Origin of the sequence: Listeria ivanovii subsp. londoniensis (assembly GCF_000763495.1) — a bacterium.
Lineage (GTDB): Bacteria > Bacillota > Bacilli > Lactobacillales > Listeriaceae > Listeria > Listeria londoniensis.
This window is the reverse complement of sequence record NZ_CP009576.1, coordinates 2,421,526-2,444,519: the sequence shown is the minus strand read 5'-3', so window position 1 is coordinate 2,444,519 and position 22,994 is coordinate 2,421,526. Positions and strand designations below refer to the sequence as shown.

Below are 22,994 nucleotides of genomic sequence, written 5' to 3'. Positions count from 1 at the left end.
AAAAAACATGGAACAAAAATTTCACAAAAAATCCTTATTTATTCATTTTGAGCTACGAAAAATTTGATTTTGGTACTTAAAAAGTAAAAAATATCTTCTTTTTAAGCTGGAATAGTAGTTATTTCATTGTATTCTGTCTCTAACGTAATTTCGCTGTATGATATTATACTTTAGAGGAGGAATTTATAATGAATACTTTAGAAAAAAGGCAGCATGAAATTTTAGTCAATCCACTCCACTTTTGTAAGAAGTCTGGTGATTTTGCAAAACATAGTATGAGTATAAAACTTTCAAAAAATGAACTATTTGATGTTGATTTTGTAACGGGAATCTATTTTGTTGAAACAGGGATCGTGATGAAAGGAACACAAATTGATGATTACATAGGGTACAATCAATTATTAAAACACGGTGATGTGTGTAATTTTGCTTCATTTATGTCTCTAGAATTAAAACGAAATATGGGAGCTAAACTATTATCGCCAAGCGCCAGTGTTATTACTGCAGTAGATAGAGACTTCTTTATTTTTATGGTTGAAAAACATGTTAGCATGGAAGAATTTATGCTTTATCAATCCAAAAAAGAAATTATGATACTGCAACGTCGCTGTTTACTGAATACACTTAAAGTAAAAGATCGCGTCAAGCATGTTATTGCAGCGCTTGGATATGAATATGGAATTTCCAATGGTAGTAATATCCAAATTCCTCCAGAGTTATCGACTACATTTTTATCTAAGTTTATGGGGATAACACGGGAGTACCTTAGTCTTACACTGAGCGAACTAAAAAAAGAAGGTTATTTACTCCATACGAAAATACCAATCGTAGTCAATGCTGAAAAATTGCTTAACGAAATTCCATATGAATCATTAATTTTATAAACTTTAAGATGATAGTCTAACGGCTGTCTTCTTTTTATGATAAAATGAAGAAAAAAGAGGAGTTATACTATGAGTGATTACTTGGAAATCCCCGAATTAAATAAAGCTTTTCCTTTTCGATCATTCATCAATGAGGGTGAGGTGCTTGTATATCCTCACTGGCACAAAGAAATCGAAATAATTTACGCATTAAAAGGTAGCTTGAATTTAGGCATAAATGATATGCCAATTCAATTAAATGAAGGCGAAATTCAAGTTATTAACGGTGGGGATGTCCATTATTTTTTAGCTTCTCCAAATAGTGAGCGTATTGTTATTCAGTTTGATTTAAGTCTATTTCAAGAAGAGATGCAGATGGATGATGCAGGAAAACCACTTCGAGAAATGCTTACAGAAATGGCTCATTTGAGTAGAGAATGGCCAGAAGCGGTTGTTACAAACATGCAGTCACTAATTATGGAAATACATGGAGAGGCTAACGAGCATAAACCTGGAAAGCATTATATTTTAAAAGCGAATTTATTATCGATTATTGTACTTATTTATCGTGCAATTCCACAAATAAAAACCCAGCCTGACAGTGTGATTACTGAACAAGCTGTACTTAAATCACAAGAAACCTTACATAAATTAGATCAAATTTTTTCCTACGTAGAAAAACATTATCAGGAACCTGTTAGCTTGCAAGAAATAGCAGACCACACCGGCTTTAGTATTTATTATTTTACGAAGTTTTTTAAGCGAAACACCGGAATGACTTTTGTGACATTTCTAAATGATTATCGTCTCAATAAAGCTAAGTGGATGCTATTAAATGAAGCATTTCCAGTAACTGAAGTGGCGGAACTTGCGGGTTTTAGTAGTGTTAAAACTTTCCATCATGCATTCAAACGAGCGATGGGAATAGCGCCACTCAAATACAGAAAAGCAATATACGGGAATAATTAAGCAATAAAACAGGAAGAAATACCTCTAGTAGTTTTGTATGATGTAACTATCAAAACTATTGGAGGTTTTTTATATGTCATTGAAAGTTGGAATTATTGGTTGTGGAGGCATTGCAAATGGGAAACATATGCCGAGTTTATTAAAAGCGGAGAAAGCAGAAATGGTTGCTTTTTGCGATATTGTAATAGAAAAAGCAGAGGCGGCAGCAAAAGAATTTGGCGCGAAAAATGCAAGCGTATACAAAAAATATCAAGACCTACTCGAAGACAAATCAATCGACGTTATCCACGTATGCACACCAAATATTTCGCATGCTGAAATTTCGATTGCAGCAATGGAAGCCGGTAAACATGTTATGTGCGAAAAACCAATGGCAAAAACAACGGAAGAAGCTAAAAGTATGATTGCAGCGGCAGAACGAACTGGAAAGAAACTAACAATTGGTTATCAAAATAGATTCCGTAAAGACTCCGATTATTTACACCAAATTTGTGAAAATAACGAGCTAGGCGATATTTACTATGCAAAAGCAAAAGCAATTCGTCGTCGTGCAGTACCAACATGGGGCGTATTCTTAGATGAAGAAGCACAAGGCGGTGGACCACTAATTGATATTGGTACCCACGCACTTGATTTAACACTCTGGATGATGGACAATTATAAACCGAAATATGTTGTCGGAAATAGTTATCATAAATTAGCAAAAAAAGAAAATGCAGCAAATGCTTGGGGTTCTTGGGATCCAAAGAAATTTACGGTAGAAGATTCAGCATTTGGTTTCATTACAATGGAAAATGGAGCAACGATAGTATTAGAAGCAAGCTGGGCACTTAATACACTAGATGTCGGTGAAGCAAGAACTTCTCTTAGTGGAACAGAAGGCGGCGCAGATATGGAAGACGGTTTACGGATTAATGGTGAAGCATATAGTCAAATGTACGAAAAGAAAATCCAACTGGATGCAGATGGTGTAGATTTTTATGACGGCGAAGGAGATGATCCAGCGTTAATCGAAGCAGAGCAGTGGTTGGATGCAATTTTAAACAATACAGAGCCAGTTGTAAAACCAGAACAAGCACTTGTTGTGACACAAATTTTAGAAGCCATTTATGAATCATCTAAAACCGGACAACCAGTTTATTTTAATTAAGGAGGCTGAATCTTTATGCAAGCAAAAATAGCTTTGCAACTGTGGAGTGTCAAAGAAGCCTGTGAACTCGATTTCTTTGGAACACTAGAAAAAGTGGCTGAAATGGGTTACGACGGTGTGGAGTTCGCTGGATATTACGGGAAATCAGCTCATGAAATAAAAGCAAAAATAGCTGAGCTTGGACTAGAAGTTGCAGGTTCACATATTAGTAAAGAACAATTAGAAGCGGATCTAGACAATGTGATTTTGCATGAAAAAGAACTAGGAAACAGGCATATTGTATGTCCTTATGCAGATTTTGAAACGGAAGAAGAATGGCTTGAATTTAGCAAACAACTTCAAGTAATGACGCAAACAATCAATGATGCTGGTCTTTCTTTTAGCTACCACAATCATGCGCACGAGCTGGAGAGGCTTTCTAATCAAACAAGTCTCGAAATGTTGTTAGAAAACGTACCAGAAATGAATGCAGAATTAGATACTTATTGGCTAGAGTACGCAGGTGTGGGTGTTATTCCCTTTATTGAAAAATATCAGCAGCGCATTCCTTTAGTGCATATTAAAGACAGGTCTGCCAAGCAAAAAGAAAGCACGATTATCGGAGAAGGTGTATTAGATATTCAAGGATATATTACCGCAGCTTTAAACAGCGGTTCCGAGTGGTTGATTATTGAACAAGAAGCATTTGAAGAAGATCCGTTAATTAGTGTAAGTAGAGGGCGCGATTATTTAGCAAGTTTATTGGAGGAGAAGTAATATGACACGAGTTACAGTTTGGAATGAATTTTTGCATGAAAAAGAAGATGATGCAGTACTTGCGATTTATCCAGATGGCATCCATGGACAAATTGCTCATTTTCTAGAAAAGGCTGGTTTCGATGCGGGAACAGCTACACTAGAAGAGCCAGAACATGGGCTTACTGAAGAAGTTCTTGCTAGTACAGATGTCCTTATTTGGTGGGGACACATGGGCCATGATCGTGTAGAAGATAACATTGTCAACCGCGTTCAAAAACGTGTATTAGAAGGTATGGGGCTGATTGTACTTCATTCTGGTCATATGTCGAAAATTTTCATGCGTTTAATGGGAACAAGTTGTGATTTAAAGTGGCGTGAAGCAAATGAAAGAGAGCGACTTTGGGTAGTAGATCCATCTCATCCAATCGCCAAAGGAATTGGTGAATTTATTGAGCTTGATGAAGAAGAGATGTACGGTGAGCACTTTGATGTTCCAGCGCCAGATGAACTGATTTTCTTAGGTTGGTTTGAAGGCGGAGAAGTATTCCGAAGTGGCATTACGTATAAACGAGGAAATGGGCGGATTTTCTATTTCCAACCAGGTCATGAATCTTACCCAACATACCATCATCCAGACATTCAACAAGTAATTATCAATGGGGTTCATTGGTGCGCAAATGGAAGAGATACCTATCCAGCATATGGAAATCATCAACCACTAGAAAAAATTGGGAGGAAATAAAATGAAATTAGGCGTATTTACACCATTATTTGCAAATTTACCACTAGAAGATATGTTAGATAAAGTAAAAGCAGCTGGGCTAGATGCAGTTGAAATTGGAACAGGTGGAAACCCTGGGAACCATCATTGCCCAACAGATGAACTACTAGAAAGTGAGTCAGCGCGTAATGCTTATTTAGAAAAATTCTCTAGCCGTGGCTTAACTATTAGTGCTTTTAGTTGCCATGATAATCCGATTTCACCAAATAAAGAAGAGGCGGCTGCTGCGGATGAGATTTTACGTAAATCGATTAAGTTAGCTTCGTTAATGAATGTGCCAGTTGTTAATACATTTTCAGGAACAGCAGGAGATAGTGATGACGCCAAAGCACCGAATTGGCCGGTGATACCGTGGCCGACCGTGTATAGCGATATTGAAGCTTGGCAATGGGAAACGAAACTAATCCCTTATTGGAAAGAAATTGGTGAACTTGCAGCGGCAGTAGATGTGAAAATTGGCATTGAATTACATGGTGGTTTTCTCTGTCACACGCCATACACCATTTTAAAATTGCGTGAAGAAACAAATGATGCCATTGGTGTAAACCTTGATCCTAGTCATTTATGGTGGCAAGGTATTGATCCAGTTGGTGCGATTAAAATTCTTGGAAAAGCAGGTGCAATTCACCATTTTCATGCGAAGGATACTTATTTGGATCAAGACAACATTAATATGTATGGACTTACGGATATGCAACCATATGGAGATGTGCAAACTCGTGCTTGGACTTTCCGTTCGGTTGGATGTGGGCATAGTTTAACAGAATGGTCTGACATTATGAGTGCACTTAGAACTTATGGTTATGATTATGTAGTTAGTATTGAACATGAAGATCCATTAATGTCGATTGATGAAGGTTTTGACCGCGCTGTGACTAATTTACAATCCATTTTGATAAAAGATAAGCCACTGGATATGTGGTGGGCTTAATTTAGGAAGGATGACTTGAAATGAAAAAATACCAAATCGTAATTATTGGATACGGCGGGATGGGGAGTTATCATGTAACACTTGCTTCTGCTGCTGATAATTTAGAAGTTCTCGGTGTATTTGATATTTTAGAAGAAAAACGAGTTGCAGCAGCAGAAAAAGGCTTGAAAATTTATCCGAGTTTCGAGGCTGTTTTAACAGATGATGCGGTAGATGCAGTGTTGATTGCAACGCCAAATGATACGCATAAGGAATTGGCGATTCGCGCATTAGAAGCTGGGAAACACGTCGTTTGTGAGAAACCAGTTACGATGACAAGTGAAGATTTACTTGTCATTATGGATACTGCTAAAAAAGAAAATAAACATTTTATGGTGCATCAAAATAGACGTTGGGACGAAGATTTCCTGATTATCAAAAAAATGATGGAGCAAAAAACAATTGGGGATATTTTTCATCTTGAATCACGAGTACACGGAGCAAATGGTATCCCAGGCGATTGGCGCCATTTAAAAGCGCATGGTGGTGGGATGGTACTTGATTGGGGCGTTCACTTATTGGATCAACTGCTATTTTTAATTGATAGTAATGTGAAGTCTGTTTCAGCTAATTTAAGTTTTGCGCTCGGTGATGAGGTAGATGATGGATTTGTTTCCTTTATTACTTTTGAAAATGGAATAACTGTGCAAGTGGAAGTAGGAACAACCAACTTCATCAAATTACCTCGCTGGTATGTGAAAGGTACGGAAGGAACAGGAATCATTCAAGATTGGGATTTAAGTGGAGAAATCGTTAAACCAACTGCTCTTGCTAAGTTATCGGAACCAACGCCAATTCAAGCTGGACAAGGGTTGACGAAAACGATGGCACCTCCAAGCGAAGAAGCAACGGAGACCCTACCGCTTGTATCACCAAGCAAGTTGGCCACTAGTTTCTATAATAATTTTGTAGAAGTACTCAATGATAATAGTGAACCAATTGTTTCAAATGAAGAAGTATATCAAGTTTTAAAACTAATTGAAGCAATCTTCCGAGCAGCCGAAATGAACCAAACTATCCAATCTATTTAAAAAGAATGTTTTATTTTTTGTCAATGTGGAAAACATTAATATGAAGATATTTAATCTTCGTTAGAAATTAATTCTAATCTAGGAGGCCATATTAATGAGTGAAGATAAAGGCATGAAAGATAAGGCAAAAGGATTGAAAGACAAAGTAGTAGGTGACGCTAAGGATAAACTTGGAAAAGCAACTGACGACAAAGGAAAACAAGCTGAAGGTAAAGCACAAAAAGCTAAAGGCGAAGTAGAAGATAAAACAGCCGACGCGAAAAAGAAATTATCTGAATGAAATAAATAGATTTGGGCTTTTAGCTCAGATCTATTTATTTTGTCTATAGGTAATGAAATCGTTTTAACTTAAGTGGAATAAAGTATATAATAGAATTTGTAAGAAACCTATGTAGGAGGGAAAACAAGTATGGCAAAAAACATTTTACCGAAAAAGGCAACCAAGTTTACAAAAGAGTTAAATGATGCAGTAAAAAGTTCTCTACCTTTTGAAAACACAAAAGATTTTGAAGATGCAAAGAAAGGCTTTATAGGCACATGGGATAAAGTCAAAATAGATACAGAAGATGGGCATCCAGTATGGGATTTGGATGACTACAAGTTTATCGGTGACGGAGAGGCTCCAGATTCGGTTAACCCAAGTTTATGGCGTATCGGTCAGCTTAATATGACGAATGGTTTATTCAAAGTAACGGACCGCGTATATCAAGTTCGTGGGTACGATATGTCGAACACAACTATCATGGAAGGTGACACTGGGCTAGTAATTACAGATACATTAATGTCTGTTGAAACGGCTCGTGCAGCGCTTGAACTTTATTACGAGCACCGTCCCAAAAAACCAATTAAAGCAATTATATATACACATTCTCATGCAGACCATTATGGTGGTGTAGCGGGGTTAATTAGTAAAGAAGATGTTGCTTCTGGCAAAGTAGCATTAATTGGTCCAGAAGGATTTATGGAAGCAGCAGTTAGTGAAAATATTTTTGCTGGAAATGCAATGATTCGTCGTGCGGAATATATGTATGGAAGTCGTTTAACACGAGGCGAGCTAGGTCAAGTAGACGCAGGGCTTGGAAAAAGCGCATCCAAAGGTCACATGTCTCTAATTGCACCAAATGATACCATTACTTTTGATCATGAAAAACGTGTAGTTGATGGAATAGAAGTAGAGTTCTTAATGGCGCCAAATACAGAAGCTCCATCTGAACATATGATGTACTTCCCACAATTTAAACTAATTAACATTGCGGAAGATGCAGTACATAACCTGCATAATATTCTAACGCTTCGTGGCGCACAAATACGTGATGCTTATGAATGGTGGAAAGATATTGATAAAGCGATTCGTGCGTTTGGCGATAAATATGAAGTGTGTATCGGCCAACATCACTGGCCAACATGGGGTAACGAAGAAATTAACGATATGTTAATTCACCAACGGGATGCCTATAAATACATGCATGACCAAACACTACATTTTATTAATAAAGGATTGACTGCAATCGAAGTAGCGGAAGCAGTTAAATTCCCGCCATCCCTAGAAGAAAAATGGTATTTACGTGGTTATTATGGAACACTTAACCATGATGTGAAAGCAATTTACCAATTTTATCTTGGCTGGTACGATGGAAATCCAGCTGATCTTTACCCACTACCTCCAGAAGATGTTGCTAAAAAATATGTTGAGTTCATGGGTGGCGTGGATGAAGTACTGAAAAAAGCTCGTGTGTCCTATGAGGCTGGGGAGTATCGCTGGGTTGCTGAAGTAGTAAAACATGCAGTCTTTGCGGAAGATAAAAATGAAGAAGCTAGAGGGTTATTAGCAGATGCATTAGAACAATTAGGTTACCAATCGGAGTCTGGACCTTGGCGGAATGTGTTCTTAGCTGGAGCTCATGAACTTAGAAATTCTGTACCAGATGAAGTTATTTCTGGTGTAACACTGGATATTGTTGAAGGGATGCCATTTGATTTAATTTTAGATTACATGGGTATTCGTTTGAATGGAGAAAAATCCATTGATAAGCGTATTTCCATGAACTGGCATTTGACAGATGTGGATGAAAAATATCATTTACTAGTAAATAATTCCGTATTAATTTACCGTGATGGAGAAGAAGATGATAAAGCCGATTTAACATTAACAACGACTCGTGATACTTTTAATCATATCTTTGGTGGAGCGAAAACATTTGAAGAAGCATTTGCTGATCAATCAGTGAAGTTAGAAGGGAACACGAAGAAATTTGGCGAGTTTGCTTCCTTGCTAGATGAATTCAACCCTGTATTTAATATTGTCACTCCTTAAATTAAAAAACGCTTTGCATGACCCTTTTTCAAAGAGTGCGTGCAAGGCGTTTTTTATTGTTCAGCTAGGTATTTAATTTTGTCAGGAACATTTTTGATTTTTTTATAATTAACGACCATTTTATTTTCACCAATTAATACTTTAAATTGATCATCTTGAGTTAATTTTTTTTCGGAATAGAAAGTCAACGTTTTTTGTTTTCCTTTATCATCGTAAACTTTTGATACGTATTCATAACCTTTAAATTGATTTTTTTGTACAGGTTTTCCAGCTTCTTCTACTTTAAGGTAATAGGATTTAACTGCTGCATCAGTTGGCATCGCATACTCCCAAATAGCACAGACAGCGAGAAGAACTGTGGCTAACATTATTAATACTCTTTTTTTCGTAAACATTCTTCTTCATCCTTTCCAAATGGTTTTGATTTATTACATTAAGTTTACAATGAAAAGAGCCATTTATCCTGTTTGTTAACTAACAAAATCACACTAGAACCTTACAATTTTGTCAGAATGAATGAAAGGAGTTTGTGAAGACGGAAAATTAGGTTTTCGGGTTACTAAATGTAGATAAAAAGGGTGGAAATAGACACAATAAGTAGTGGTATTAGCTAGTATAATTTGTGTAAAAGAGCACATATAACAACTTCGAAAAATTTTTTATAAGCTAAAAACCCTGTCTTTATCGTAGTTTTGAAGATTTCGATTGAAAAGAGAAAGCACTATATCTTGCATTCACAATGAAAAAGTTATACTATATATAGTATCGAAAGCGAAATATTGCTTCATCGCCTTTTAACTTTTATCGAGGGGAATTTGCTCCTTTAAAAGTTAATTTTTTTGCTCCATGGATGGACATAATTATTCACTTGACGAGTAAAAGCGCACAAATGAATCAGATATTTTTACAACGAGGAAAAAAGGATGAAATGGGGATTGCAAATGACAACTTACATAGTAAAAGACGGGGGAAACAGAAAGTTACCTTTTGATAAGAGTCGATTGGACGGGTATTTAGAGAAAATCCATGAAGAATTTCCAAAACTCGACTTAGAAGATTACAAACGTAAGGTTTTTAATTTTGTAGAGAAAAAGGAAGATTATCCAGCAGATGAATTAGTAGATTACTTGATTCGGGAAGCTGAAGCACGTACGGACATTCATATCCCTGAATGGGAACATTTTGCAGCACGCCTTTATTTAAATAAATTATATAAAAAAGCAAGTAAAAACCGCTTTTACAATGATGATGACAAGTATGGTTCTTATGTGGGACTTCAAGAAAGCCTAGGCGAACGTGGTATTTATTCCGGAAACATCTTAAAAAATTATTCTAAAGAGGAACTAATTGAAGCCGGAAAATTAATTGATCCTGAAAAAGATAAGTTATTTACTTATAATGGTTTATATTTGTTAGCTACTCGTTATTTAGCGACTGATTCTGAACGCAATGTATATGAATTGCCACAAGAACGTTGGTTAACGATTGCCCTTTACTTAATGCAAAACGAACCAAAAGAAAAACGGATGAACTTAGTTGGAGAAGCATACTGGGCTTTAAGCAATCTTTATATGACAGTGGCTACACCAACACTTGCAAATGCAGGAAAAGTTGGTGGACAATTATCTAGTTGTTTCATTGATACAGTAGATGATAGCTTGCAAGGTATTTATGACAGCAACACAGACGTTGCTAGAGTTTCTAAGCACGGCGGTGGGGTTGGCGCATATCTCGGTTACGTTCGTTCAACTGGAGCTGCTATCCGCGGGGTAAAAGGTGCAAGCGGTGGTGTCATTCCTTGGATTAAACAATTAAATAATACCGCAGTTAGTGTCGATCAATTAGGTCAACGAAAAGGTGCGATTGCTGTATATCTAGACGTATTCCATAAAGATATCGAGTCATTCTTAGATTTACGTTTGAATAACGGAGATCAACGTTTACGCGCACATGATGTATTTACTGCAGTTTGTATTCCAGATATTTTCATGGAAGCAGTCGAACGTCGTGGCGAATGGTATTTATTCGATCCACATGAAGTAAAAGCGAAAAAAGGTTGGTACTTACAAGACTTCTACGATGAATCAAAAGGAGAAGGGACTTTCCGCGAAAAATATGACGAACTAGTAGCTGACGAAACAATCAGCAAAAAAATTGTTAAAGCAATTGATATCATGAAACGTGTGATGATGAGCCAACTAGAAACAGGAAACCCATTCATGTTCTATCGTGATGAAGTAAACCGGATGAATCCGAACAAACATGAAGGAATGGTATATTCTAGTAACTTATGTACGGAAATCATGCAAAACATGAGTCCAACAAAAATGATCCAAGAAATTATTTCTGGGGATCAAATTGTTATTACGAAACAAGCTGGCGATTTCGTTGTATGTAATCTATCTTCTGTTAACTTAGGTCGTGCTGTTGTTGCAGAAGAAGGAACACTAGAACGTTTAATCGAAGTAGAAGTTCGGATGTTAGATAATGTGATTGACTTAAATGAACTACCAGTACCACAAGCGACGATTACCAATCAAAAATACCGCTCCATTGGGCTTGGAACTTTTGGATGGCATCATCTGTTAGCACTTAAAAACATCGCGTGGGACTCTGAAGAAGCGGAAAAATATGCCGATGAATTATATGAACAAATCAACTACCTAGCAATTACCGCTAGCACAAAATTAGCACAAGAAAAAGGTGCTTATAAAGTATTCAAAGGAAGCGATTGGAATACAGGAGAATACTTTGCTCGTCGTAACTACAATTCACCTGAATGGCAAGAGCTTGCAAAAGAAGTAGCTGAAAAAGGCCTGCGTAATGCGTACCTTGTTGCTGTAGCGCCGAATATGAGTACTGCGCAAATCGCTGGTTCTACTGCATCGATTGACCCAATTTACAGTGCCTTTTATTATGAAGAGAAAAAAGATTATCGTCGTCCTGTTATTGCACCAGGCTTGAATCTAAGTACCTACCCATACTACGAAAAAGGTGCATACAAAGTGGACCAATTCGCCAGTGTTCGTCAAAACGGGCGTCGTCAACGTCACGTCGATCAATCACTTAGTTTTAACTTCTATGTGCCAAGTGGTATCAAAGCAAGTAAATTACTTGAACTTCACATGACTGCATGGAACGAAGGATTAAAAACTACGTACTATGTTCGTTCTAATGATATCGATGTAGAAGAGTGCGAATGGTGTTCAAGTTGATAAATCTCTAAAAACTATCAATCAAAACAAAAGGGAGGGCTTGCCTCGATGGCTGACCAAAAAGAACAACTAACACGGATTAAAATATTAGAACCTTTATTTCCAAATCGTTCTACTTCAATTATAAACGGAGAAACTAGCGGTATCCTCAATTGGAATGATATCCCGTATCCATCTTTCTACCGAGCTTATAAAGAACTTTCTACTAACTACTGGATTCCAGATGAAGTAGATATGAAGAGTGATGCGAAACAATATCCAGCACTTTCAGAACAAGAAAAATATGCCTTCGATGCGATTATTGGCTTACTGGCGACACTTGATTCTCCGCAAACTCGTTTTATTTATAATATTGCTGAGTACATTACTGATCCAGCTGTTCATGCGAATGCAGCGATTATTGCACAACAAGAAGTCATTCATAATGAAAGTTATTCTTATGTACTTGCTTCTATCACTAATCTGCAAGAGCAAAATCGTGTATTTGAACTAGCAAGAACGCACCCAACAATCATTAAGCGGAACGAGCCGATCATGGAAGCGTACGATGAGTTCATGAATAATAAAACAGGGGAAACACTAGTAAAAGCATTAATTCAGTCATCTATTTTAGAAGGAATTAATTTCTATAGTGGTTTTGCTTACTTCTACAATCTTGTTCGGCAAAATAAAATGACTGGAACAGGGAAAATTATTAGCTTTATTAATCGTGATGAATTAGCACATTCTAAGTTTATCTCCGAAGTTATTCGGGCAATCCTTGGTGAAAACCCAGAATTACAAACAGATGAACTAGTGGAATATACACACGAAGCTTTCCGCCATGCAGTAGAATTAGAAACAGAATGGTCAGAAGAAGTCATGCAAGGTATTGAAGGTATTGATGTGGAAGAAATGGTTGACTACGTGAAATACCGTGCCAACAAAATGTTAGGAATGCTTGGTATTCCAGAACTTTATCCAGGGCATAGCGAAAATACGATGACGTGGATTAAAGCTTATGCAGATAATTTTACAGAAACCAAAACCGACTTTTTCGAAATGCGCAATTCAAGTTACAAAAAAACGAATATGGATAACGGATTCGACGATTTATGAGGATTTTGTTAGCCTATGATTCTTTAAGTGGTAATACGAAAATGGTAGCCGATGAAATTGAAGGGATTTTAGTGAGCGAGGGGCATGATGTTGTGTCCTTCCGCGTATCCCCGATGGCTGAGTATCCGCTTGATGAGGATTTTGACTTGTACATGTTAGGGGCGTGGACAGTCGATTACGGAAGAACACCGCCAGATATGAAAGATTTTATCGCGGAACTTGCCGTTAAACCCAAGAATGTAGCCATTTTTGGGACTGGAGAAACACAATGGGGTATGGAATTTTATTGTGGTGCTGTCGACCGAATGGCAGCTTATTTTGGAACAAGCTACCCTACTTTAAAAGTAGAACAGATGCCACATACAGAACAAGACAGATTGGCTATCCATCGATGGGTCAAAGAAATTTTAACACTAAGGAGTGGAATGAAATGACAAGTATTGAAATCAAATCACCAGAAGAGTTTGCAGCTCATATTAGTGGGGATGAATTAGTATACGTGGACTACTGGAAAGACAACTGTCCTAATTGCAAAATGCTTGATCTTTCATTTGCTGAATTCAAAAACTCAGAAATCGCAAAGAAAGTAAAAGTATTAAAAGTAAAATTAGAAGAAATGGGTGAAAACTTCTTTTTTGATCGGGATGTACAACAAACACCTACGCTTGTATTATACAAAGGTGGCGAAGAAATCCACCGTTTAAATGGCTTTATTCCTCCCAATAAAATTGAAGAGGCTATTTCATTAAACGCATAATCGAATAAGTAACAGGTTCTTTCTAAAGGGCTTGTTGCTTATTTTTATGCTTATTTGCGCGTTTGTTCACAATGCCATTTTACAAAAGGAGCTGAAATTTTGAAGAAATTACAAAATGAAATTACTACTTTCCTAAAAGAACGTGACTGGTTAGATCAATATAACTATCCAAAAGACCTAGCGCTATCATTATCATTGGAAGCAGCAGAATTATTAGAATGCTTTCAGTGGAAAACTGATGAAGATGCTGTGAAAGAAAATCGAGAAGAAATGCTAAAAGAAGTAGCAGATGTAATGATTTATGCTTTGCAAATTGTTGAGAGTTTAGGTGCAGATGCCGAAGAAGTTATCCGATTGAAATTAGCAGAAAATCGGATGAGAACATGGTCGAAGTGAAATGAACTGCAAAATAAAGCTACTTTACCGATTAGATAAAGTAGCTGTTTATTTAATAAGAATAAGAACGTTTACGGCGCTTTTTAGAGCGAATCATGGCAAAAATCCCTGCGATTACTAAAATAAGGGAAATAATACATACACCAAAGCCGATAAGTCCAGTTATGCTGAAGGAAAAACCAAAACCAATCAAACCAATAAGAAAAATTACTAAGCCAGCTAATTTCATATATAAACTCCTTTCAGAAATCTTATCTCTATTATAAAGGAATTAGTGCAAAAAAATAAGGTTTAAAAGATAAAAAAATTTTAAAGATGAAAGCTACTGATAGAGCATAGGTTCGCATAAATAGGAAATAGTCAAGACTGCAAACAAAAAAATTTATCTGTTATAGTAAGAAAGGAAGAGAAGCAAGGAGGAAAACATATGGATTTTAAAGAGTATCAAATTTTAGCAAACAGGACTGCAGCAACACACGAACAGGCACTGACAAACTACGGACTTGGAATTACTGGTGAGGCCGGTGAAGTTGCCGATTTGATTAAGAAATATGCTTTTCATGGACATGATTTAAACAAAGAAGCCCTAACCAAAGAACTCGGTGATGTACTTTGGTATGTATCACAAATTGCAAAATGGGCAGATATTAGTATGGAAACAGTCGCAGAACTAAATATTGAAAAACTGAAACGACGCTATCCACAAGGTTTTTCAGCTGAGCGCAGTAAACTTCATATCGATTAAAAAAACGTTTGTATTTAAGAAAAGAAATTTTCCTATAATACAAACGTTTTTAATTTTTTAGCGAGCTAGAAAACTTACTAAATAGCGTGTAAATAACATATTGGATAATCGAGAAATAGAATACAAAGTTCCAGAATGGCCAGTGGAAAACGCCAAACATAACTTGTAACGATTCAATTGGCTGTGTCAGTAAGTGGATAGAATGTAAACGTGAAAAACGACCGATGTAAATAGCATAACTAGATAATAGAATTAACCCTATTAAAAGTAGTTGATAACTAAGTTTGCTAGTCCAGTTGAATCGTCTTCTGATTTCTGCAAGCATCTTGGCAAAAGACCAAAATCCAATAAATAATCCAAAAAAGACACCAACGATAATATAAGTGAAATGACGCCATAACCAAGGGGCAGTTGATAAAATTCCTTCCGCACCATAAATTTCTAAACGCTGTAAATGAAGTAAATCAGTTAACAAGTATGGGGAATTCGGGAAAAATACTAACCAAACGATAGCTAATGGCCAGAAAACCCACCAAACGCGAGGTTTTTTTGTAAGAAACACAGCTATTTCGAAAGGGATGTAAGCAAGCCCGACATTTAAAATCAAAAAGGTATAAGTATCTGCTGTAAAATACAGAATAAGAAAATAACCAACTAAAAAAGCTCGGCAAGTCCAAATTGCTTTTTTCATGAAATAGTCACCTCGTGCTAGCTATTGTATCATAAATTGAGGTGACGAGCGAAACTTAACCTGCTAAATGGAACAAAAGTACTAAACCTAAGCCAAAAGCAGAAAGTAAAATAGAACCGATAAATGCGGCAGCAAAGGGTTTCCCGCCCATTTTCCCAAAAGAAGGTAAATGGACATTCAAGCCAAGTCCGCCCATTGACATGGCAATTAGGAAATAAGCGCAAACGACAAGGAAGTCTGTTATAGATGAAGGAATGATTCCAAAACTATTAATAGCACTAGTTGCTAAAAAACCAAAAATAAACCATGGCACAGGAAGTTCTGCCCAAGAAAAACGGTTTTTTGTTCCGACATTCACCATTTTTGCAACGACGAAACAAACTGGTACAAGTAAGGCTACACGAGTTAATTTAACGATAACGGCCATATCAACTGCGGAAGCACCGCCAGGATCAGCAGCAGCAATTACATGGGCGATTTCATGAAGTGTCGCACCTGCAAAAATACCATACCCATCTGGTCCAAGCGGTAAAATAGGATAGATAAGTGTATAAACAACAGTGAAAATAGTTCCAAGTAAAGCAATAATCGTAGCAGCTACTGCCGTTTGATTGTTGTCTGCTTTTACTTGAGGAGAAATGGCTACAACTGCCGCTGCTCCACAAATCCCAGTTCCACAGGCAACTAAAATCGCTAGTTTTTTATCTACCCCAAATAATTTGGCTAAAAAGTAAACGATAGTAATGCCAAAACTAAGACATAGAGCTGCAATGAGGAAAACACGCCATCCGGCATTGTAAATATCCACTAAATTTAATCGGAAACCTAGTAAGATAATTCCAGCCCGAAGAATGACTTTATTAGAGAACTGAATTCCTGTAAACCATTTGTCAGGAATTGGCACAAGAGCACGAATAATAATACCAATTAAAATAGCTGTAACAAGTTGCCCAAGAATCATTAAAAATGGTAGTTTAGCTAGAAAATAAGATAATCCAGCGATACAAAAAGTAAGTGCGATGCCATACCAAAATGTTTTAAGTCGAAATAAAGATTGACTCATATAAATCCCCCTTTCTTTATATTTTTACTTTACCATTCCTTATTTTATTAGTAAAATTTATATTAGTTATATTATCGATAATATTTTTTTATGGAGGGGATAAAATGGATGAAGCACTTAGAACCTATATTCGAGTAGTGGAGTTGAAGAGTTTTACAAAAGCATCGGAAGAATTACACATATCGCAACCAGCTGTTTCTTTGCAACTAAAAAAGTTAGAACAGCAATATAATACGGAATTAATTTACAGGAAATCGAAAAAGTTCGTTCTAACAGCGACAGGAGAAATACTTTATCACCGGGCAAAACAATTAGAAGGACTGTACAAACAAGTCGAGGAAGAAATTAGTCTGTACCATCATCATTTAAAAGGAAGGCTACGAGTTGGAGCTAGTTTCACAGTAGGAGAGTACTATTTGCCTGCGATGATTGCTAAGTTTCATGCTCGGTATCCGGAAATTACCCTAGAGTTAATTATAGAAAATACTGTAAAAATTGCCGATAAAGTAGAATTGCTACAAGTCGACATAGGCTTAATTGAAGGTCAAATCAATAAAAAAGATCTTGAAATAAGTGCATTTTTAGATGATGAAATGTGTATTGTTGGTCCAACAAGCGGATCGGTAGAGGAGATTCAAAAAGGTACGACATGGGTTGCTCGGGAAGAAGGCTCAGGCACGCGCGAATATCTGGATCATGTCATTAGTACAAATGGTTGGAATGTGACAGAGCGGATCGTAGCTTGGAGTAATATGGCAGTCAAACAAATGGTTCTTAAAGGGGTTGGATATACCGTTATTTCTAGATGTGTAGTAGAAGAAGAAATAAAAAAAGGTGATTTGCTTACCTTTCATACAGATAAGATATTGATGCGTAAATTTTCTGTTTTAAAAAATAAACAAATGCTAGAAAATCGAATCGCGGAAACATTTTTAGCATTTTTGCATGATAATCAGTCATTATAGCTAGCTTTTTTACCTCGTTGTGATTACAATGAGAAAGAATACATTTTAGAAAGGGAGAAGCAATGAAGGATTATTTTATAGATCGTTCCTATAAAGCCTCGATGGGAATAGCAAATGCGGTTCTTGTAACACTTGGAATCGGACTTCTTTTACAAACCATCGGGCAAATGACAGGAGTTTCGGTTCTTGTGACGATTGGTGCAATTGGAAAGACAATGTTAGTACCAGCAATAGGCATTGGTATTGCGATGTGCTTGCATGCAAACACACTTGTGACGATAAGTGCAGCGGCATCTGCTATTATTGGTGGTGGAGCAGTGGTGACGCTTGCTGGCGGGGGTGTTGGAATAACTAGTGGCGAACCGGTCGGAGCTATTTTAGCTGTCATTGTGGCAGTTTGGACTGGAAAGCGTGTAACAGGAAAGACTAAGTTTGATATGATTTTAATTCCAGGAGTATCGCTTCTGGCAGGCGGGCTTAGTGGTATTTTATTTGCTAAGATTATGGCGCCAATTTTAGACTCTGTTAGTTTAGGAATTAGTTCATTAATTGGTGGTTCACCGCTTATTTCATCTATGGTTATCGCTTTTGTTTTTGGATTGCTGATTCTCAGTCCCGCTTCATCAGCCGCTCTTGCAATTGCGCTTCAATTAGATCCAACTGCTAGTGCAGCAGCGTTAATTGGCTGTTCGGTTCAATTTGTATCATTTGCAGTGTTAAGCTACCGAGATAACAACTGGGGTGCGTTTTTTGCACAACTTATTTGTACGCCAAAGTTACAAACACCAAATATTATTAAAAAACCTAGCGTCATGTTAGTTCCATTACTGACGACTTTAATTGCAGGACCTCTTGGTGTGATGGTTTTCCATATTCAAGCATCTAGTGAGGTGGCAGGGCTTGGGTTATGCGCGTTTGTTGCACCACTTTATTTAATAGCTAATTACGGATTCAGCACACTAGCTGCTTTTATTTTGGTTGCGGTTGTCTTGCCAGGTGTTATTGCACTTATTGTCAGACCAATATTAATTAAAAAAGAACGCTTAAAAACAGGGGATTTAACAATTGAACTACAATAATAACACGGAAAAGTAGGGCTGTTTGGCGCTGCTTTTTTGTTGCAAGCAGAGATGAAACCAGTTAGCTATAAAAGTTTCATTGTAACAGAATGTACATAATTTTTTTCTGAAATAGCATATCAAAAAGTATTCTTTTCGTGTAGAATATAACATTGTAAGCAATAAAAATTAAAGAGGTTAAATTATGGAAAAAAGTGGATTTGTTGCAGATCCGATATACGGAGAAATCAAGAATGAAATAATGACTAACACTTTGGAAAATGGTGAAGAAGTGGATATTGATGACATTATGAAACGATTTCAAGTAAGCAAACGAGTAGCTTTTGGTGCGCTCCATTGTCTACATAAGAGTGGCATGTTATGCGAAAATAACGGTGGAAAAAGTTTTTCGGTAGCTATCAAAAATGAGGCGGAACATCGTGAGAAATCACGTCTGAAGTTAGCATTTTTTCATTTGAACTACGCGGTTCAAAAATTACAAGATCAAGATGCGGAAGTATGTGCGACTTGTCTTCGAAAAGAATTAGTATATATTAAATTAGCTGTTGCTGATCAAAATACAGATGTGTTCATTGAGCATGTCAAAAATTTTTATACTTGTATGATTCACTATACAGAAATGCCTGCTATGGAGAAGAACATTGATACACTTACGAAACTTTTGCAAAAAATGAAAGTGAAGAATGAGAAGTTGTTTTTTGATGCTTTTATCATGGATATTACCAAGGCATTAGAAGAATTAGTTGATCATTTAGAAGCGAGAGAGTTTGAAGAGTGCCATCTTGTTATTCAAAAATTTTATGATAAAAACATTTCCATTTTATTTTCTTAATCAAAAAACCCCGTGTGATAACTTTCGTCACACGGGGTTTTTCTTTTCGGATGAGCTTGTCTTGCCACTCATCTGATGGCCGGACCATGTCTGGATGTTTCTGAATAAACATACAACATTCGGAAAACGGTGAGGCATTTTCGAACAAGTAGGCCAATTTTATCTAACCTTTACTCCTCAAGATATTCCACTTACGAATAAATGAGCGCCCGTAACTTGTTCAAATAGTGGCCATTAATGATACGATACTTTATTCGCTTATTTACCAATTTAGTGAGGCTTAAAAAAATATTGATAAATGGGCGACGTAACGAAAGTCCGTCTTCCTACAACTAAGTTAGTTAAGTTCTTGACGCGGCGTATACTCCTCGCCTTCCTCCTGTAAGCTAACTTTAGCTGCTTGACACTAAAATCCTTCACCAGACGTTTTGCCGGCATATGACAAAGCTGAGAAAAAAATCAGCTTGTACACCAAGTTTTTGTCATTCGCATCACCTTTTTTGTTTGTTGTACTCTATATATAACCGTTATCAAAAAATGTAAACGCTTTATATGAAAAATGATTATAAAGTCATAGCTAATTGAATGAAATAGGGTCTTTAGTTAGAGGAAATAAGCCATTAAAATATCATCTACAAAATTCCCATTAATAATAAATTCTTTTTTTAGTAATCCCTCTTGTTTAAAACCATTTTTTTCATAAAAACGAATGGCTTTTTGATTGATAGATAAAACGCGTAAAGAGATTTTGAGATATCCTTTTTCACGAGCTATTTCTTTCATTTTATCCATTAGTAGCTGACCAATACCTTCCCGTTGGTAGTCAGGATGTACGGCAATATCAAGTTCTACTACATGTTTATTGGACGGAAGAGGGATGGGCGATTTATATCCAAGAATCCCAATTACTTTATCCTCTTTAACGACAACTATTTTGGATCCCGGGGGGTTTTTGAGTAAGAATTCTGCCTCGCTGTCAAAATGTATATTTCCAGGAGTTGTGCCAGGTGTCCAAACTAAATGTTCAAGTTCCATCATGGATGATGCATCTTCACGAACGGATAATCTAATTTGCATAATTTACCAACTTTCTTTATTTTCTTTTTGCATAGGATAAGGAGGTTTTCCATGTTTTCCACAAACCCTCATTGGAGTAAAGTAAGACATTTCCTTGATAAAGACGCACAGTGAGGAAAAAAGCACCGACTACGCTTAGTGCAAGAATAGCTAGCGAACTAAATATACCAAGTGTGGAGACGGATAATAGGTCCATTCTGGCTAACATCATCATTGGCGAAAATGTTGGGATATAGGAGCCGATAATAACCAGTAAATTGTCTGGTGCATTTGCTGCTGCGATAGAACCCCAGTAACCGATAATAGCTAGGATAGTCATTGGATAAATGAACTGGGCCACTGTTTCTACATTTGGAACCATCGAGCCAATCATTGCTGCGATTAAGATATATAAGAGTAATCCTAAAATGACAAATAGTAGATTTAGCACTAGATAATAAGCAGGGAATACAGCTACTTGATCAAGTACGTTTTGCACCATTGCTGTATTCCTACCAGCAATAAGGACGATTGCTCCACAAACGACATAAAAGCCAATTTGTGTTAGGAGCATTAAGATGATGGCTGTTAATTTAGCAAACAAATGTGTCGTGGCAGAAACACTTGACAAGATTACTTCCATAATCCGTGTACCTTTTTCTGTAGCGATTTCAGAAGCGACAATATTTGCATAGCTCATTACGAAAATAAAGATAACGAGCGTTAAAATCAGGACAGCAGCACTCATTACATCTTTTTCATGATTCGTTAGTTGGTTATTGGCCTCTAAATCATTGGTTACTGAAACTGGTGAAGTAATTTCGTTTAATTGGTCACTTGTGATTTTATAAATAGCTGCTTTTTCGGCTACTTTGGTTGCGGTAAGGTCTTCAGTCAATCTAGTTAGGATATCTTGTCCAGCTGTTTCCTCCGTCGTATAAACCGCGCTTACCATATCATTTTTTTCTGTAATCGTCACAAAACCATCAATTTCACCATTTTTAAGAGCTGATTGAGCGGCTGTTTTATCAGTGATGTTCGGCATTACTTTGAAGTTATCTTTATCTTTTTCTAATGTTTTTTGATAAATCGGATTGTCTGTTACAACTGCAATGGTTGTAATATCGCTACTGGAATCAAAGTACTCAACCATTTTGGGGATTCCAGCAATGAGTGCCGCAATGAAGACGGGAAATAAAAGGGAAATAAGAAATGATTTTGTTTTTACACGCCTTTTATAAACTTGTTTTGTAATAACCCAAAATTTACTCATTAGAATTCACCAGCTTTCCATTTGAAGATTTCTTCGAGTGTTGGAGCTTGGAGGCTGAATGTTGGAATGAATCCATCTTTTGTGACATAATCGAAAATTTTCTCGGCATCAGATTCATTGGCTATTTCCAGCTGGAAAACACCATCGCGCTGTGTTTCGATATGAAGTACTCCAGGTAATGCAGCTAGTTGTTCTTTTGTATGACTTGATTCAATGAAGATTCTTTTACGACCAAAGACAGACTTAACAGATTCAGTTGTTCCTTGAAGCACCGTACTGCCTTTTTTTAACATTAGAAGTGAATCGCATAGTTCCTCGACATTTTCCATACGGTGGCTGGAGAAAATAATAGCAGCCCCAGAAGTACGTAAATCAAAAACAAACTTTTTCAAAATTTCTGCATTAACAGGATCAAGGCCACTAAAAGGCTCATCTAAAATAACTAGTTTTGGTTGATGAATAATCGTGCTTAAAAGTTGAATCTTTTGCTGGTTCCCTTTGGATAACGTCTTAATTAAATCTGTCTTTTTACCAACAATCTCTGCACGTTCTAACCAATCATCTATCTCATTTTTGATTTTTTGCTTAGGATAACCTTTTAGTTCTGCAAAAAATATCAGTTGTTCTTCAATGGTGACATTTGGATACAAACCACGTTCTTCGGGCAAATAGCCGATGATATCCGGGTCAATTTTACTTACTTCTTTGCCATTCCATGTGATTTTTCCAGAAGTTGCCTCTAAAAAATGCAAAATCAGGCGAAATGTAGTCGTTTTTCCAGCACCATTTTGTCCAATGAGTCCAAGTATCTTCCCTTCTTCTACTTGGAAAGACAAGTCATTCACAGCCGTTTTATCAGCAAACTTTTTGGTAACATTATGTAGTTCAAGCGTCATACAAACACCCCTTTCTAATTTCTTCCCATCATCATTATACGTTTTTAAAGAGCTATTGTCTTGCTAAAAGTAGCTTGAATTTTCTTGAAGTGAGCGAAGGACATTTCACATG

25 protein-coding genes are annotated in these 22,994 nt (G+C 36.7%); 18 read left to right on the top strand and 7 right to left on the bottom strand.

What is annotated here, in order from left to right:
- Positions 1-188 precede the first annotated feature (188 nt).
- From JL53_RS11995 to JL53_RS11955, 9 genes are all read left to right on the top strand, one after another.
- Positions 189-884: a Crp/Fnr family transcriptional regulator gene (locus JL53_RS11995; protein WP_003720537.1), complete on the top strand. Its 696-nt coding sequence runs from the start codon at positions 189-191 to the stop codon at positions 882-884.
- Between the two features lie 69 nt (positions 885-953).
- Positions 954-1,832 (top strand): helix-turn-helix transcriptional regulator, encoded by an 879-nt coding sequence (locus JL53_RS11990; protein WP_038407737.1) that lies wholly within the window; start codon positions 954-956, stop codon positions 1,830-1,832.
- 73 nt (positions 1,833-1,905) lie between these two features.
- Positions 1,906-2,982 (top strand): Gfo/Idh/MocA family protein, encoded by a 1,077-nt coding sequence (locus tag JL53_RS11985; protein WP_038407736.1) that lies wholly within the window; start codon positions 1,906-1,908, stop codon positions 2,980-2,982.
- A gap of 15 nt (positions 2,983-2,997) precedes the next feature.
- Positions 2,998-3,738 (top strand): sugar phosphate isomerase/epimerase family protein, encoded by a 741-nt coding sequence (locus JL53_RS11980; RefSeq protein WP_038407735.1) that lies wholly within the window; start codon positions 2,998-3,000, stop codon positions 3,736-3,738.
- Position 3,739: 1 nt separating this feature from the next.
- Positions 3,740-4,462, top strand: coding sequence for a ThuA domain-containing protein (locus JL53_RS11975; protein WP_038407734.1), 723 nt, complete (start codon positions 3,740-3,742; stop codon positions 4,460-4,462).
- A 1-nt stretch (position 4,463) separates the two neighbouring features.
- Positions 4,464-5,432: a sugar phosphate isomerase/epimerase family protein gene (locus JL53_RS11970; protein ID WP_038407733.1), complete on the top strand. Its 969-nt coding sequence runs from the start codon at positions 4,464-4,466 to the stop codon at positions 5,430-5,432.
- Positions 5,433-5,452: 20 nt separating this feature from the next.
- On the top strand, positions 5,453-6,502 hold the full coding sequence (locus JL53_RS11965) for a Gfo/Idh/MocA family protein (protein ID WP_003720531.1): 1,050 nt from the start codon (positions 5,453-5,455) through the stop codon (positions 6,500-6,502).
- Positions 6,503-6,596: 94 nt separating this feature from the next.
- A complete protein-coding gene (locus tag JL53_RS11960; protein WP_003720530.1) occupies positions 6,597-6,782 on the top strand; it encodes a CsbD family protein in 186 nt (61 codons plus the stop codon).
- A gap of 129 nt (positions 6,783-6,911) precedes the next feature.
- On the top strand, positions 6,912-8,816 hold the full coding sequence (locus JL53_RS11955) for an alkyl/aryl-sulfatase (RefSeq protein WP_038407732.1): 1,905 nt from the start codon (positions 6,912-6,914) through the stop codon (positions 8,814-8,816).
- 53 nt (positions 8,817-8,869) lie between these two features.
- On the opposite strand, the gene JL53_RS11950 is transcribed toward JL53_RS11955, so the two are convergent.
- Entirely contained in the window at positions 8,870-9,211 is a 342-nt protein-coding gene (locus JL53_RS11950; protein ID WP_038407731.1) for a YxeA family protein, read from the bottom strand.
- Between the two features lie 528 nt (positions 9,212-9,739).
- Between JL53_RS11950 and JL53_RS11945 the strand changes: the two genes are divergently transcribed.
- The 5 genes from JL53_RS11945 to JL53_RS11925 all read left to right on the top strand — a co-directional run bounded on the left by JL53_RS11945 (position 9,740) and on the right by JL53_RS11925 (position 14,282).
- Positions 9,740-12,031 (top strand): ribonucleoside-diphosphate reductase subunit alpha, encoded by a 2,292-nt coding sequence (locus JL53_RS11945; RefSeq protein ID WP_038407730.1) that lies wholly within the window; start codon positions 9,740-9,742, stop codon positions 12,029-12,031.
- A 48-nt stretch (positions 12,032-12,079) separates the two neighbouring features.
- Positions 12,080-13,129 (top strand): ribonucleotide-diphosphate reductase subunit beta, encoded by a 1,050-nt coding sequence (locus tag JL53_RS11940; RefSeq protein ID WP_003720527.1) that lies wholly within the window; start codon positions 12,080-12,082, stop codon positions 13,127-13,129.
- Positions 13,126-13,563, top strand: a complete 438-nt coding sequence (locus JL53_RS11935) for a flavodoxin (RefSeq protein ID WP_038407729.1) — start codon at positions 13,126-13,128, stop codon at positions 13,561-13,563. The genes JL53_RS11940 and JL53_RS11935 overlap by 4 nt, the downstream gene beginning before the upstream one ends.
- Positions 13,560-13,886, top strand: coding sequence for a thioredoxin family protein (locus JL53_RS11930; RefSeq protein WP_003720525.1), 327 nt, complete (start codon positions 13,560-13,562; stop codon positions 13,884-13,886). The genes JL53_RS11935 and JL53_RS11930 overlap by 4 nt, the downstream gene beginning before the upstream one ends.
- Before the next feature lie 99 nt (positions 13,887-13,985).
- Entirely contained in the window at positions 13,986-14,282 is a 297-nt protein-coding gene (locus JL53_RS11925; protein ID WP_003720524.1) for a nucleotide pyrophosphohydrolase, read from the top strand.
- A 52-nt stretch (positions 14,283-14,334) separates the two neighbouring features.
- Here JL53_RS11925 and JL53_RS11920 read toward each other — a convergent pair whose 3' ends face one another.
- Positions 14,335-14,511, bottom strand: a complete 177-nt coding sequence (locus JL53_RS11920; RefSeq protein WP_003720523.1) for a hypothetical protein — start codon at positions 14,509-14,511, stop codon at positions 14,335-14,337.
- A 198-nt stretch (positions 14,512-14,709) separates the two neighbouring features.
- Here JL53_RS11920 and JL53_RS11915 point away from each other — a divergent pair, with 198 nt between their 5' ends.
- Positions 14,710-15,027, top strand: a complete 318-nt coding sequence (locus JL53_RS11915; RefSeq protein ID WP_038407728.1) for a nucleoside triphosphate pyrophosphohydrolase family protein — start codon at positions 14,710-14,712, stop codon at positions 15,025-15,027.
- Between the two features lie 49 nt (positions 15,028-15,076).
- Here JL53_RS11915 and JL53_RS11910 read toward each other — a convergent pair whose 3' ends face one another.
- Both JL53_RS11910 and JL53_RS11905 read right to left on the bottom strand, forming a co-directional pair.
- Positions 15,077-15,718 carry a DUF1361 domain-containing protein gene (locus JL53_RS11910; protein WP_003720521.1) on the bottom strand — a complete coding sequence of 214 codons (642 nt, stop codon included), beginning with the start codon at positions 15,716-15,718 and terminating at the stop codon, positions 15,077-15,079.
- A gap of 55 nt (positions 15,719-15,773) precedes the next feature.
- Positions 15,774-16,781, bottom strand: coding sequence for a YeiH family protein (locus JL53_RS11905; RefSeq protein WP_003720520.1), 1,008 nt, complete (start codon positions 16,779-16,781; stop codon positions 15,774-15,776).
- A 104-nt stretch (positions 16,782-16,885) separates the two neighbouring features.
- Here JL53_RS11905 and JL53_RS11900 point away from each other — a divergent pair, with 104 nt between their 5' ends.
- From JL53_RS11900 to JL53_RS11890, 3 genes are all read left to right on the top strand, one after another.
- Positions 16,886-17,746, top strand: a complete 861-nt coding sequence (locus JL53_RS11900; RefSeq protein WP_003720519.1) for a LysR family transcriptional regulator — start codon at positions 16,886-16,888, stop codon at positions 17,744-17,746.
- Between the two features lie 62 nt (positions 17,747-17,808).
- Positions 17,809-18,825, top strand: coding sequence for a PTS sugar transporter subunit IIC (locus JL53_RS11895; protein WP_038407727.1), 1,017 nt, complete (start codon positions 17,809-17,811; stop codon positions 18,823-18,825).
- A 184-nt stretch (positions 18,826-19,009) separates the two neighbouring features.
- Positions 19,010-19,657: a GntR family transcriptional regulator gene (locus JL53_RS11890; RefSeq protein WP_003720517.1), complete on the top strand. Its 648-nt coding sequence runs from the start codon at positions 19,010-19,012 to the stop codon at positions 19,655-19,657.
- Between the two features lie 603 nt (positions 19,658-20,260).
- Here the strand turns inward: JL53_RS11890 and JL53_RS11885 are convergent.
- The 3 genes from JL53_RS11885 to JL53_RS11875 are packed head-to-tail and all read right to left on the bottom strand — an operon-like array spanning position 20,261 to position 22,882.
- The gene (locus JL53_RS11885; protein ID WP_003720516.1) at positions 20,261-20,734 is read right to left on the bottom strand and encodes a GNAT family N-acetyltransferase; all 474 of its coding nucleotides are present in this window, start codon (positions 20,732-20,734) and stop codon (positions 20,261-20,263) included.
- Between the two features lie 16 nt (positions 20,735-20,750).
- Positions 20,751-21,986 (bottom strand): ABC transporter permease, encoded by a 1,236-nt coding sequence (locus tag JL53_RS11880; RefSeq protein WP_003720515.1) that lies wholly within the window; start codon positions 21,984-21,986, stop codon positions 20,751-20,753.
- Positions 21,986-22,882: an ABC transporter ATP-binding protein gene (locus JL53_RS11875; RefSeq protein ID WP_038407726.1), complete on the bottom strand. Its 897-nt coding sequence runs from the start codon at positions 22,880-22,882 to the stop codon at positions 21,986-21,988. The genes JL53_RS11880 and JL53_RS11875 overlap by 1 nt, the downstream gene beginning before the upstream one ends.
- Positions 22,883-22,994 lie beyond the last annotated feature (112 nt).

Bases quoted from the DNA above. Each gene is read 5' to 3' on its own strand.
- JL53_RS11995 (WP_003720537.1), top strand. From the start codon at position 189: ATGAATACTTTAGAAAAAAGGCAGCATGAAATTTTAGTCAATCCACTC.
- JL53_RS11990 (WP_038407737.1), top strand. From the start codon at position 954: ATGAGTGATTACTTGGAAATCCCCGAATTAAATAAAGCTTTTCCTTTT.
- JL53_RS11985 (WP_038407736.1), top strand. From the start codon at position 1,906: ATGTCATTGAAAGTTGGAATTATTGGTTGTGGAGGCATTGCAAATGGG.
- JL53_RS11980 (WP_038407735.1), top strand. From the start codon at position 2,998: ATGCAAGCAAAAATAGCTTTGCAACTGTGGAGTGTCAAAGAAGCCTGT.
- JL53_RS11975 (WP_038407734.1), top strand. From the start codon at position 3,740: ATGACACGAGTTACAGTTTGGAATGAATTTTTGCATGAAAAAGAAGAT.
- JL53_RS11970 (WP_038407733.1), top strand. From the start codon at position 4,464: ATGAAATTAGGCGTATTTACACCATTATTTGCAAATTTACCACTAGAA.
- JL53_RS11965 (WP_003720531.1), top strand. From the start codon at position 5,453: ATGAAAAAATACCAAATCGTAATTATTGGATACGGCGGGATGGGGAGT.
- JL53_RS11960 (WP_003720530.1), top strand. From the start codon at position 6,597: ATGAGTGAAGATAAAGGCATGAAAGATAAGGCAAAAGGATTGAAAGAC.
- JL53_RS11955 (WP_038407732.1), top strand. From the start codon at position 6,912: ATGGCAAAAAACATTTTACCGAAAAAGGCAACCAAGTTTACAAAAGAG.
- JL53_RS11950 (WP_038407731.1), bottom strand. From the start codon at position 9,211: ATGTTTACGAAAAAAAGAGTATTAATAATGTTAGCCACAGTTCTTCTC.
- JL53_RS11945 (WP_038407730.1), top strand. From the start codon at position 9,740: ATGAAATGGGGATTGCAAATGACAACTTACATAGTAAAAGACGGGGGA.
- JL53_RS11940 (WP_003720527.1), top strand. From the start codon at position 12,080: ATGGCTGACCAAAAAGAACAACTAACACGGATTAAAATATTAGAACCT.
- JL53_RS11935 (WP_038407729.1), top strand. From the start codon at position 13,126: ATGAGGATTTTGTTAGCCTATGATTCTTTAAGTGGTAATACGAAAATG.
- JL53_RS11930 (WP_003720525.1), top strand. From the start codon at position 13,560: ATGACAAGTATTGAAATCAAATCACCAGAAGAGTTTGCAGCTCATATT.
- JL53_RS11920 (WP_003720523.1), bottom strand. From the start codon at position 14,511: ATGAAATTAGCTGGCTTAGTAATTTTTCTTATTGGTTTGATTGGTTTT.
- JL53_RS11915 (WP_038407728.1), top strand. From the start codon at position 14,710: ATGGATTTTAAAGAGTATCAAATTTTAGCAAACAGGACTGCAGCAACA.
- JL53_RS11910 (WP_003720521.1), bottom strand. From the start codon at position 15,718: ATGAAAAAAGCAATTTGGACTTGCCGAGCTTTTTTAGTTGGTTATTTT.
- JL53_RS11905 (WP_003720520.1), bottom strand. From the start codon at position 16,781: ATGAGTCAATCTTTATTTCGACTTAAAACATTTTGGTATGGCATCGCA.
- JL53_RS11900 (WP_003720519.1), top strand. From the start codon at position 16,886: ATGGATGAAGCACTTAGAACCTATATTCGAGTAGTGGAGTTGAAGAGT.
- JL53_RS11895 (WP_038407727.1), top strand. From the start codon at position 17,809: ATGAAGGATTATTTTATAGATCGTTCCTATAAAGCCTCGATGGGAATA.
- JL53_RS11890 (WP_003720517.1), top strand. From the start codon at position 19,010: ATGGAAAAAAGTGGATTTGTTGCAGATCCGATATACGGAGAAATCAAG.
- JL53_RS11885 (WP_003720516.1), bottom strand. From the start codon at position 20,734: ATGCAAATTAGATTATCCGTTCGTGAAGATGCATCATCCATGATGGAA.
- JL53_RS11880 (WP_003720515.1), bottom strand. From the start codon at position 21,986: ATGAGTAAATTTTGGGTTATTACAAAACAAGTTTATAAAAGGCGTGTA.
- JL53_RS11875 (WP_038407726.1), bottom strand. From the start codon at position 22,882: ATGACGCTTGAACTACATAATGTTACCAAAAAGTTTGCTGATAAAACG.